This window comes from Pseudoduganella rivuli, from assembly GCF_009674485.1.
Taxonomy (GTDB): Bacteria; Pseudomonadota; Gammaproteobacteria; order Burkholderiales; family Burkholderiaceae_D; genus Rugamonas; species Rugamonas rivuli_B.
In genome coordinates this window covers 183,863-195,326 of record NZ_WKJJ01000010.1, presented here as the reverse complement: position 1 = coordinate 195,326, position 11,464 = coordinate 183,863, and the positions used below count along the sequence as shown (strand labels likewise).

Genomic DNA, 11,464 nt, shown 5'->3' with positions numbered 1-11,464 from the left:
CGCGTGTTTCCTCTGGCACGCTCCTTGCAAATAAAAAAGTGTGGACACAGCCAACGGCGGCTGACGCCACACAGACAATGGCGTCTCGACAGTACGAATGGTTTCGTGCCGTAGGGACGCTTTTTTTATTTGCAACGAGCGCAATGGAGCGATGACGATGGTGAACAAGGCAAGTCCGGAAAAACAGGTGGTCAAGATCGGTTTCAACCCGTTGACCGACTGCGCCTCGATCGTCATGGCCGCCGTGCTGGGCTTCGATGAAAAGTATGGCATCAAGATTGTGCCCAGCAAGGAATCGTCGTGGGCCAGCGTGCGCGACAAGCTGCTGACGGGCGACCTGGACGCGGCCCATGCGCTGTACGGCATGGTGTATGGCACGCAACTGGGCATCGGCAGCCCGGCGCGCGATATGGCGGTGCTGATGAACCTGAACCGCAATGGACAGGCCATCACGCTGTCGCGCCGCCTGGCGGAGCAGGGCGCCACCGACGGCGCCACCCTGGCCGCGCTGATGGCGCGCGAGCCTCGCACCTATACGTTTGCGCAAACCTTCCCCACCGGTACCCACGCCATGTGGCTGTATTACTGGCTGGCGGCGCATGGTGTGGATCCGCTGCGCGACGTGCGCGCCATCACGGTGCCGCCGGCGCAAATGGTGCCGTACCTGGCGGCCGGCTATATGGATGGCTTTTGCGCGGGCGAGCCGTGGAATCACCAGGCGGTCATGGATGGCGTGGGCGTCACGGCGGCCACCAGCCAGCACATCTGGCCGGAACATCCGGAAAAAGTGCTGGCCGCATCGGGCGAGTTTGTCCGCCGCCACCCGAATACCTGCCGCGCCATGATTGCCGCCGTGCTGGAAGCCAGCCGCTGGATCGATGCGTCCGCGGCCAACCGCATGGCGATGGCGGAAATCATTTCCGGCGCGGCATACGTGAATACCGGCAAGGATGCGATCAGCCAGCGCATTCTCGGCCATTACCAGGACGGCATGGGCAACAGCTGGGAAGATGCGCACGCGTTGCGCTTCCACCAGGAAGGCGCCGTCAATTTCCCTTATCTGTCGGACGGCATGTGGTTCATGACGCAGCAGCGCCGCTGGGGCTTGCTGAAATCCGACCCCGATTACCACGACGTGGCCAGCGCAGTTCATCAGACCAGCCTGTATAAAGAGGCGGCCGAATGGACGGAGACACCGGTGCCGCAAGGCGAATTGCGAAGTTCAATCCTGATGGACGGCAAAGTGTGGGACGGGCGCGACCCGGTCCGCTATGCGGCGTCGTTTGGCATCAGGCAGTAAAAACTCATGAGGTGCATGCATGGCACACACTGGATCGGCCGCATTGGCTGTCAATAAAGAAGCGCCCAAGCTGTCGGGTGAAGTGTTTGGCGCATTGATCAACCTGTCCGGCCGCCGCCGGTTCACGTCGCAACGGCTGGTGCTGTATGCGGTGCTGGCGGGGCAGGGCCAGGAAGGGGCTGTGACGGTGGCGCGCGAAGCGCTGAAACTGTTCCGCGATGCGCACCAGGTGCTGGTCGATGGCAGCGACACCCTGCCGGGCATTTTTTGCCCGGCGCTGGAAGAAGCCTACTTCGGCCGCACGGGCGGCGACCGCCAGATCCGTGAATTCATCGAGTTGGCCGAGCGTACGCTGAACGCGGCGGAAAACGGCATGCGCAGCACGCAAGGCTTGCTGGCCCAGTTGGTGGAAAACACCACGCCGCTGCTGGCGCTGCTGAACCAGGTGACGGCGATCTATGAAGAGCAGTCGAAACGCCATGCGCTGAAAATGAAAAACCAGTTGCGCTCCGTGATCACCGACATTGAAACCATTGCCAAGCAGGCACGCATGGTGTCGTTCAATGCGCGCGTGGTGGCGGCGCGGGCCGGACAGGCCGGCAAGGAATTTGCCGTGGTGGCGGGCGTGATGTCCAACATCACGGGTGAGATCGACGATATGGTGAAGACCGCACTGGCCACGGCCAGCGCATAAGGAGGGCAACATGAGCAAAGTGACATTGGTGGGCGCGGGCCCGGGCGATCCGGATCTGCTGACGGTGAAGGCAGTCAAAGCCATTGAAGCCGCGGACGTGCTGCTGGTCGATGACCTGGTCAGCGACGCCATCATGGCGCTGGCGCCAGCCACGGCGCGCGTCGTGTACGTGGGCAAACGGGGCGGCTGCGCGCAGACGCCGCAGGAATTCATCGAGCGCCTGATGATTGCGGAAGCACGGGCCGGACACCACGTGGTGCGCCTGAAGGGCGGCGACCCGTATATGTTCGGGCGCGGCGGCGAAGAGCGCGCGCACTTGCTGGCGCAGGGCATTGCCGTCGACGTGGTGCCGGGCATAACCAGCGGGCTGGCGGGCGCCGCCTCGATCGGCATCCCGCTGACGCACCGCGACTGGAGCCAGGGCGCCGTATTCGTCACGGGCCATGGCAAGGATGCGCAATCGGAGCCCAACTGGGGCGCGTTGGCGCAAAGCCGGCTGACCCTGGTGATCTATATGGGCGTGGCGCGCTGCGCGCAAATCCAGGCCGGCTTGCTGGCGGGCGGTGCATCGCCCGCCACGCCGGTGGCGGTGGTGCAATCGGCCACCCGCCATGCGCAGCGCCAGTTGATCACGACGCTCGGTGCGTTGCCGGACGCATTGGCCGCCAGCGGCATCGGCAGCCCGGCCGTCATCGTGGTGGGCGACGTGGTGCGCTGCGCCGATGCGTGGCCGGGTGAAGCCGTTGCCACGCAAGAAACCCGTCACGCCGCCTGATTGTTTTCCCGGCGGGCCGTCCGGTCCGCCAACCAATTCTTCAACGATTCCTCCCGAACATCTTACGCACCACCCCGGTGCACCATAAGCGTGCGCTGTTGCACCGCAATATGCGGTTTTGGGGCATTTGGCGCATTTTTCTTTCATAGGTAACAAGTAAACCCCGGGATTTGGGCAGCTAAACACCTGGCACACCTCTTGCAATAGGTAAGGCATAGGGTCAAAGGCGACCCTCCCAAACATTTCGCTGGTCCAACGGAGGAACAGCAGGACAACGGCGTCCGCCCAGACTGGTAAAGATCAGTGCTGAGCGGACGCCGTTTTTATTTCGGGATAAAAAAATGGCCAGCAAAGCTACCAGCATCAACCTGTTCTCATTCTCCTCGGCGCCAATGCGGGCGTTCCACCTGACGTGGATGGCGTTCTTCGTCTGCTTCTTCGCGTGGTTCGCCTGTGCCCCGCTAATGCCGATCATCAAAGGCGAATTCGGACTGACCCAGGCGCAAATCGCCAACATCAATATCGCGGCAGTCGCCATCACCATCGTCGTGCGCCTGATCATCGGCCCGCTGTGCGACCGCTATGGCCCGCGCAAGGCCTACACCGGCTTGCTGGTACTGGGTTCGATCCCGGTGCTGGGCGTGGCCGCTGCGCAAACCTATGAGAGCTTCCTGTTCTTCCGTTTGCTGATCGGCGCAGTGGGCGCGAGCTTCGTGATCACGCAGTACCACACGTCCGTGATGTTTGCGCCAAAAGTCGTCGGCACCGCCAACGCGGCGTCGGCCGGCTGGGGCAACGCCGGCGGTGGTGCGGCACAGGCGGCCATGCCGCTGCTGGTCGCCGCCATGGTGATGCTGGGTGTGCATGAATCGATGGGCTGGCGCGCCGCCCTGATCGTACCGGGCGTGCTGATGCTGATCATGGCCGTGGTGTACTACAAATTCACGCAAGACTGCCCTGAAGGTAACTACAGCGACCTGCGCGCTGCCGGCGTGGCCATCGAAGGCGGCAAAAAAGGCGGCTGGGACAGCTTCAAACTGGCTGCCGCCAACTACCGCGTGTGGCTGCTGTTCATCACCTACGGCGCCTGCTTCGGCGTGGAAATCTTCATCCACAACATCGCCGCCACCTACTACGTCGACCACTTCAAGCTGTCCGTCGGCCAGGCCGGCATGGCAGCCGGCAGCTTCGGCCTGCTGGCGCTGTTTGCCCGTGCACTGGGCGGCTATATCTCGGACAAGGCCGCCCTGCGCGGCACCCTGAACAGCCGCGTCACCGTGCTGTTCATCATGATGATCGGCGAAGGCATCGGCCTGCTGTGGTTCGCGAAAGCGGACAGCGTCACCATGGCCGTCATCGCCATGCTGCTCTTCGGCCTGTTCACCCACATGGCTTGCGGTTCGACCTACGCGCTGGTGCCGTTCGTCGACAAGCGCGCCCTGGGCGGCGTGGCCGGCATCATCGGCGCGGGTGGCAACGTTGGCGCGGTGGCTGCGGGCTTCCTGATGAAGGGCACCGGCGACACGCAGCAAACCCTCAGCATTCTTGGCGTACTGGTGGCCGCTTCGGCACTGTGCGCCATCGCAGCGCGCTTCAGCGCTGAAAAAGTCGAAGAAACCGCTCTCGCAGCGGCCTAAAAACTCAAGGAGTCGTAAAAATGAAAATCATCGTCATCGGCCACGGCATGGTAGGCCACAAGTTCCTGGAAAGCCTGGCGACGCACAAGGCGCCTGGCACTAACGTGCAAGTGACGGTGTTGTGCGAAGAACCCCGTCCGGCGTACGACCGCGTACACCTGTCGGAATTCTTTGCCGGGAAAAGCGCGGATGACCTGTCGCTGGTGAAGGAAGGTTTCTTCGACCGCGACGACATGGTGCTGCGCCTGAATACGCGGGCTACCGCGATCGACCCGGCCGCCAAGACCGTGACGACCAATGACGGTGATGTTCTCTCTTACGACAAGCTGGTGATGGCCACCGGTTCCTATCCTTTCGTGCCGCCGCTGCCAGGCAAGGAACGCAAGGATTGCTTCGTGTACCGCACCATTGAAGACCTGGAAGCCATGGCCGAATGCGGCGCCCGTTCGAAAACCGGCGTGGTGATCGGCGGCGGCTTGCTGGGCCTGGAGTGCGCCAAGGCGCTGCGCGACATGAACCTGGAAACCCACGTGGTGGAATTCGCGCCGCGCCTGATGGCGGTGCAGGTCGACGATGGCGGCGCCCGCGTGCTGCGTTCGAAGATCGAAGCGCTGGGCGTGACCGTGCACACGGCGAAAAACACGACCGCCATCGTCAACGGCGAAAACGGTACGCATCGCCTGGAATTCTTTGACGGCTCGCACCTGGATGCGGACATGGTGGTGTTCTCGGCCGGTATCCGTCCACGCGACATGCTGGCCAAGGAGTGCGGCCTGGAAATCGGCCCGCGCGGCGGCATCGTCATCGACAACAATTGCCTGACGTCGGACCGCGACATTTACGCCGTCGGCGAATGCGCACTGTGGGGCGGCCTGATCTTCGGCCTGGTGGCGCCGGGCTATGAAATGGCGCGCGTGGCGGTGAAGCACATGCTGGGCGAGGCGGCCGAATTCAACGGCGCCGACATGAGCACCAAATTGAAATTGATGGGCGTCGATGTGGCATCGATCGGCGACCCGCATGGGAAGGAAGAGGGGGCGCGTTCGTACCAGTTCATGGATGAACGCAAGCAGGTGTACAAAAAAATCGTCGTGTCGAGCTGCGGCCGCTACCTGCTGGGTGGCGTGCTGGTGGGCGATGCAGCCGAATACGGCACCTTGCTGCAAATGATGCTGAACAAGATGGAATTGCCGGAATCGCCGGAATTCCTGATCCTGCCGCAATCCGACGGCAAGGCCAAACCGGGCCTGGGCGTCGATGCGCTGCCGGATGCCGCGCAAATCTGCTCGTGCAACGACGTGTCGAAAGGCGCGATCTGCGAAGCGGTGGCTGGCGGCTGCACGTCGATCGGCGCGCTGAAAACCTGCACCAAGGCCGGCACCGCCTGCGGCGGTTGCGTGCCGCTGGTGACGCAAGTGATGAAGGCCGAGATGAAAAAACTCGGCATGGACGTCAACAACCATGTGTGCGAACACTTCGCGTATTCGCGCCAGGAACTGTTCCACCTGATCAAAGTGGGCAATATCCGCACGTTCGACCAGTTGCTGGCGCAGCACGGCAAAGGCCTCGGTTGCGACATCTGCAAACCGCTGGCCGCATCGATCCTGGCGTCGTGCTGGAACGATTTCGTGCTGAAGAAAGAGCACGCCAGCCTGCAGGATTCGAACGATTACTTCCTGGGCAATATCCAGAAAGACGGCACGTATTCCGTGGTGCCGCGCATGCCGGGCGGCGAAGTGACGGCCGACGGCCTGATCGCGGTCGGCATGGTGGCCAAGAAGTACGGCCTGTACACCAAGATCACGGGCGGCCAGCGCGTCGACCTGTTTGGCGCCCGCGTCGAACAATTGCCGTCGATCTGGGAAGAATTGATCGCCGCCGGTTTCGAAACCGGTCACGCCTACGGCAAGTCGCTGCGCACCGTGAAATCGTGCGTGGGTTCGACCTGGTGCCGCTACGGCGTCGACGATTCCGTCGGCCTGGCGATCGAACTGGAACACCGTTATAAAGGCTTGCGTTCGCCGCACAAGATCAAGTTCGCCGTCTCCGGCTGCACCCGCGAATGCGCGGAAGCCCAGGGCAAGGACGTGGGCGTGATCGCGACGGAAAAAGGCTGGAACCTGTACGTGTGCGGCAATGGCGGCATGAAGCCACGCCACGCGGAACTGATCGCGTCCGACCTGGACAAGCCGACTTTGATCAAGTACATCGACCGCTTCCTGATGTTCTACACCCGCACCGCGGACCGTCTGCAGCGCACCAGCGTGTGGCGCGACAACATGGAAGGCGGCCTGGATTACCTGAAGGAAGTCGTCATCAACGACAAGCTGGGCATCGCGGCGGAACTGGAAGCGGACATGCAGAACGTGGTCGACACCTATGCGTGCGAATGGAAGCTGGCCGTGGAAGATCCGGAAACCCGCAAGCGCTTCCGCACCTTCGTCAACAGCGACAAGGCCGATCCGAACGTGGTCTTCATGGAAGAGCGCGGCCAGATCCGCCCCGCCACGCTGGAAGAGCGCAAGGCCCGCGTCATCCCGATCAAAGCCGCTTAACTCACACCGCAGGAGAACATCATGCATCGAGACAATATGACCGCCAACTGGACCACCGTGTGCGACCTGGACGACATCGTGCCGAACACCGGCGTGTGCGCCTTGCTGAACGGCGAGGCGGTGGCGGTGTTCCACCTGAACGCCAGCGAGCCGCGCGTGTACGCCGTGTCCAATTTCGACCCGAACTCCAATGCATCCGTGCTGTCGCGCGGCCTGGTGGGCAACCTGGGCGAGCGCATCGTGGTGGCGTCGCCGATCTACAAGCATCACTTCGACCTGCAAACGGGCGAATGCCTGGAAGCACCGGAACATTCGATCGCGACGTACCCGGCGCGCATTGAAAACGGCAAAGTGCTGGTAGGGGCGTAATCATGAAACCCGCGCTGGTAGTGATCGGCAATGGCATGGCTGGCATGCGCACCGTCGAGGAGCTGTACAAGCTCGCGCCGGACCTGTACGACATCACGGTGTTTGGCGCGGAGCCTTACGGCAATTACAACCGCATCCTGCTGTCGCCGGTGCTGGCCGGCGAAAAGACGGTCGACGACATCATGCTCAATACGCGTGAATGGTACGACCGTCACAACATCACGCTGCACGCGGGCGACCCGGTGGTGCACATCGACCGTTCGCGCCGCATCGTGCGCGCGCAATCGGGCAAGGAAGTGCGCTACGACCGCCTGCTGCTGGCGACCGGCTCCAAGCCGTTCATTATTCCTGTTCCAGGCCACCAGTTGCCGGGCGTGATTGCCTTCCGTGACATCCAGGACGTGGAAACCATGCTGGACGCGGCGCGTAACCACCGCCACGCGGTGGTGATCGGCGGCGGCTTGCTGGGCCTGGAAGCGGCCAATGGCCTGATGCGCCAGGGTATGGAAGTGACGGTGGTGCATGTGACGGACAGCCTGATGAACCAGCAGCTGGACAAGCCTGCCGCGGCGCTGCTGCAAAAAGCGCTGGAAGCGCGCGGCCTGCGTTTCCTGCTCAATGCGCAAACCGCCGAGATTACCGGTCCGGACCGCGTGACAGGCGTGCGCTTCAAGGATGGTTCCGAGATTCCGGCCGACCTGGTGGTGATGACGGCCGGCGTGCGGCCGAATATTGAACTGGCCAAGGCGGCCGGCCTGCATTGCGACCGCGCCATCGTGGTCGACGATACGCTGCAAACCTACGATCCCCGCGTGTACGCGGTGGGCGAGTGCGTGCAGCACCGCAGCGCCACCTTTGGCCTGGTGGCGCCGATCTGGGACCAGGCGCGCGTTTGCGGCGCGCACCTGGCCGGCGCCGGCCACCGCCGCTACGTGCAGCAAGCGTCGCCGACCCGCCTGAAAGTGACGGGTGTAGACTTGTATTCGGTGGGCGACTTTATCGGCGGCGAAGGCAGCGAAGACCTGGTGCTGCGCGACCCGCGCAAGGGTGTCTACAAGCGCCTCGTGCTGAAGGAAGGTTGCATCATTGGCGCCGTGCTGTATGGCGACGTCAAGGATGGCCCGTGGTACTTCGACCTGATCCAGAAGAAGGCCGATATCACGCGCATGCGGCAAACGCTGTTGTTCGGTGAAGAGTTAAGCGCCGCGTGACCGCTGGCGGCTTTGTAAAAGCCGCCCTACGGACCATGGCGAACAAAGGACCGTAGGGCGGTTTCCGAAGGAAGCCGCCAAGAGCAGCCACTGAAGTAAATTTGAAATAAGTGAGAATGATCGTGAACCTGTCCTCCGTCCCCCTCTCCGTACAAACCACCTGTGCTTACTGTGGCGTCGGCTGCGGCGTGAAGGCGACGCCCAAGGCTGACGGCGGTTTCGAGATCGCCGGCGATACGGCGCATCCTGCCAACGCGGGACGCCTGTGCGTCAAAGGTTCCGCGCTGGGCGACACCATCAGCCTGGAAGGCCGCCTGCTGTACCCGATGGTGCGCCCGCAGCGCGGTTCGGACGAATTGCGCCGCGTGTCGTGGGATGACGCACTGGGACAGGTTGCCGATAAATGGCAAGCCATCATCGATGAACACGGCCCGGATGCCGTGGCGCTGTATGTGTCGGGCCAGTTGCTGACGGAAGATTATTACGTCGCCAACAAGTTGATGAAGGGTTATGTCGGCAGCGCCAACATCGACACCAATTCGCGCCTGTGCATGTCGTCCGCCGTGGCGGGCTACAAGCGCGCCTTCGGCGAAGACGTGGTGCCTTCCAGCTATGAAGACCTGGAACTGGCGGACATGATCGTGCTGGTGGGTTCCAACGCCGCATGGTGCCACCCGATCCTGTTCCAGCGCATCGCCAAAGCCAAGGAAAAGCGTCCGGACATGAAGCTGGTGGTGATCGATCCGCGCCGCACGGCCACGTGCGAACTGGCGGACTTGCACTTGCCGGTGAAGCCGGGCACCGACGTGTGGCTGTTCAACGGCTTGCTGAGCTACCTGAATCAAATCGGCGCCGTCGATCCCGCCTTCATCGCGGAACACACCAATGGTTTCGATGCGGCGCTGGCCCAGGCCGACGCCGAATGCGGCGACATCGCCAAGGTGGCGAAGACCTGCCGCGTCAGTGTGGAAGCGCTGACGGAATTCTATGAAGCGTTTGCCGCCAACGCCAAGGTCATCACCGGCTATTCGATGGGCGTGAACCAGTCGTCGGCCGGCACTGACAAAGCCAACGCCATCATCAATTGCCACCTGATCGGCGGCCGTATCGGCAAGGAGGGCATGGGCCCGTTCTCGATCACCGGCCAGCCGAACGCCATGGGCGGCCGCGAAGTGGGCGGCCTGGCCAACATGCTGGCCGCGCACATGGACCTGGAAAACGCCGAACACCGCAATGCGGTGCGCACGTTCTGGGATTCGCCGCGCATGGCCGACAAGGGCGGCCTGAAAGCCGTGGACCTGTTCCGCGCCATCGAAGAGGGCAAGGTCAAAGCCGTGTGGGTGATGGCGACCAATCCCGTGGTCAGCCTGCCGGATGCGGACCAGGTGCGCCGCGCGCTGGCCAAGTGCGAACTGGTGGTGTCGTCCGACATCATCGAGCGCACCGATACCAATGCCTTTGCCGACGTGCTGTTGCCGGCGCTGGGCTGGGGCGAAAAAGACGGCACCGTGACCAATTCCGAGCGCCGCATTTCGCGCCAGCGCGCGTTCCTGCCGGCGCCGGGCGAAGCGCGCGCGGACTGGCTGATCATTTCGCAATTCGCGCAGCGCCTGGGCTACACGGGCTTTGAATTCTCCAGCGCGTATGACGTGTTCGACGAACACGCGCGCCTGTCGGCCTGGCGCAATGACGAAGCCGACCTGCCGCGCAAATTCAACCTGGCCGGCCTGGCGGGACAGGGGACGCAAGCCTACGACGCGATGGCGCCGGTGCAGTGGCCGTTGCTGGCCGGTGAGCGGGAGGGCGCCAAGCGTATCTTCGCCGACGGGCTGTTCTCGCACCCGGACCGCAAGGCGCGCTTTATCCCGACCGCGCCGCGCCTGCCCGCCAACCTGCCGGAAGAGGATTTCCCGCTGACCTTGAACACGGGCCGCGTGCGCGACCAGTGGCACACGATGACCCGCACCGGGCGTTCCGCCAAGCTGGCCGACCATATCCCGGAATCGTTTATCGACATGCACCCGCAGGATGCGCTGATCTATGGCGTGCGCGAAGGCGAACTGGCGCGCCTGACCAGCAAGTGGGGCGCGATGGTGGCGCGCGTGCAGCACGGCGGCGGCATTGCGCGGGGCAGCGTGTTCGTGCCGATCCACTGGAACAACCAGACGTCGTCCGATGCGCGCGTCGGCGCGCTGGTCAATCCGGTGGTGGACCCGGTGTCCGGCGAACCGGAATTCAAGCACACGCCGGTGCGCATCGAGCAATTCCGCGTGAACTGGCATGCTTTCGTGCTGTCGCGCACGGAGCTGGACCTGGAATCGGTGGCGCACTGGACCCGTATCCAGGGCAAGGCATTCGCCCGCTATGAAATGGCCGGCCGCCAGAACATCGACGATTTCACGGCCTGGGCGCGCGAATTGCTGGGCGTGACCGATCCCGATGCGGACTGGCTCGAATATGCGGACAAGAGCGAGCGCATGTACCGCGCCGTGCACGTGGTGAACGACCGCATCGAACAGTGCGTGTTCCTGTCGCCGCGGCTGGACTTGCCGGCGCGCGGCTGGCTGGCCGGCCTGTTCGCGGAAGAGCAATTGTCCGATCTCGACCGCGCCGGGCTGCTGATCGGCCGCCCGATGAAAAAGGGCGTCGACGCGGGACCGACCGTGTGCTCGTGCTTTGGCGTGGGCCGCAACACGATTTGCTCGGCCATCCGCGACAAGGATTTGAAGACCGTGCCGGAAGTGACGGCGTGCGTGAAGGCGGGCGGCAATTGCGGTTCGTGCGTGCCGGAACTGAAGAAAATCCTGATTGAAACGCGGGCGGAAATCAGCGCGGAAATGCCGGCATAAACCCGGAGTAGTGCGCGGCGCGTCGTCGTGAGTTTGGTTGCATTATTGCAACTAAGCCGTTTGTCACCTGATTA

At 63.2% G+C, this 11,464-nt stretch carries 8 protein-coding genes; all 8 read left to right on the top strand.

The window, feature by feature from the left end; all coding sequences use genetic code 11:
- The first annotated feature begins 157 nt into the window (after nucleotides 1-157).
- The 8 genes from GJ700_RS17355 to GJ700_RS17320 all read left to right on the top strand — a co-directional run bounded on the left by GJ700_RS17355 (nucleotide 158) and on the right by GJ700_RS17320 (nucleotide 11,390).
- Complete coding sequence (locus GJ700_RS17355; RefSeq protein ID WP_229507063.1) at nucleotides 158-1,300, top strand: CmpA/NrtA family ABC transporter substrate-binding protein; 1,143 nt, start codon at nucleotides 158-160, stop codon at nucleotides 1,298-1,300.
- A gap of 19 nt (nucleotides 1,301-1,319) precedes the next feature.
- Nucleotides 1,320-1,994, top strand: coding sequence for a methyl-accepting chemotaxis protein (locus tag GJ700_RS17350; RefSeq protein WP_154376083.1), 675 nt, complete (start codon nucleotides 1,320-1,322; stop codon nucleotides 1,992-1,994).
- A gap of 10 nt (nucleotides 1,995-2,004) precedes the next feature.
- Nucleotides 2,005-2,769 carry a uroporphyrinogen-III C-methyltransferase gene (gene cobA, locus GJ700_RS17345; RefSeq protein ID WP_154376081.1) on the top strand — a complete coding sequence of 255 codons (765 nt, stop codon included), beginning with the start codon at nucleotides 2,005-2,007 and terminating at the stop codon, nucleotides 2,767-2,769.
- A 341-nt stretch (nucleotides 2,770-3,110) separates the two neighbouring features.
- Nucleotides 3,111-4,406, top strand: a complete 1,296-nt coding sequence (locus GJ700_RS17340; protein ID WP_154376079.1) for an MFS transporter — start codon at nucleotides 3,111-3,113, stop codon at nucleotides 4,404-4,406.
- 20 nt (nucleotides 4,407-4,426) lie between these two features.
- Nucleotides 4,427-6,961: a nitrite reductase large subunit NirB gene (gene nirB, locus GJ700_RS17335; protein WP_154376077.1), complete on the top strand. Its 2,535-nt coding sequence runs from the start codon at nucleotides 4,427-4,429 to the stop codon at nucleotides 6,959-6,961.
- Between the two features lie 21 nt (nucleotides 6,962-6,982).
- A complete protein-coding gene (nirD, locus tag GJ700_RS17330) occupies nucleotides 6,983-7,330 on the top strand; it encodes a nitrite reductase small subunit NirD (RefSeq protein WP_154376075.1) in 348 nt (115 codons plus the stop codon).
- 2 nt (nucleotides 7,331-7,332) lie between these two features.
- Complete coding sequence (locus tag GJ700_RS17325) at nucleotides 7,333-8,541, top strand: NAD(P)/FAD-dependent oxidoreductase (protein ID WP_154376073.1); 1,209 nt, start codon at nucleotides 7,333-7,335, stop codon at nucleotides 8,539-8,541.
- 122 nt (nucleotides 8,542-8,663) lie between these two features.
- The gene (locus tag GJ700_RS17320) at nucleotides 8,664-11,390 is read left to right on the top strand and encodes a molybdopterin-dependent oxidoreductase (RefSeq protein WP_371868001.1); all 2,727 of its coding nucleotides are present in this window, start codon (nucleotides 8,664-8,666) and stop codon (nucleotides 11,388-11,390) included.
- The last annotated feature ends 74 nt before the right edge of the window (nucleotides 11,391-11,464 follow it).

What these genes read in the sequence shown, in the direction of transcription:
- GJ700_RS17355 (WP_229507063.1), top strand. Translation starts at nt 158, where the DNA reads ATGGTGAACAAGGCAAGTCCGGAAAAACAGGTGGTCAAGATCGGTTTC.
- GJ700_RS17350 (WP_154376083.1), top strand. Translation starts at nt 1,320, where the DNA reads ATGGCACACACTGGATCGGCCGCATTGGCTGTCAATAAAGAAGCGCCC.
- cobA (WP_154376081.1), top strand. Translation starts at nt 2,005, where the DNA reads ATGAGCAAAGTGACATTGGTGGGCGCGGGCCCGGGCGATCCGGATCTG.
- GJ700_RS17340 (WP_154376079.1), top strand. Translation starts at nt 3,111, where the DNA reads ATGGCCAGCAAAGCTACCAGCATCAACCTGTTCTCATTCTCCTCGGCG.
- nirB (WP_154376077.1), top strand. Translation starts at nt 4,427, where the DNA reads ATGAAAATCATCGTCATCGGCCACGGCATGGTAGGCCACAAGTTCCTG.
- nirD (WP_154376075.1), top strand. Translation starts at nt 6,983, where the DNA reads ATGCATCGAGACAATATGACCGCCAACTGGACCACCGTGTGCGACCTG.
- GJ700_RS17325 (WP_154376073.1), top strand. Translation starts at nt 7,333, where the DNA reads ATGAAACCCGCGCTGGTAGTGATCGGCAATGGCATGGCTGGCATGCGC.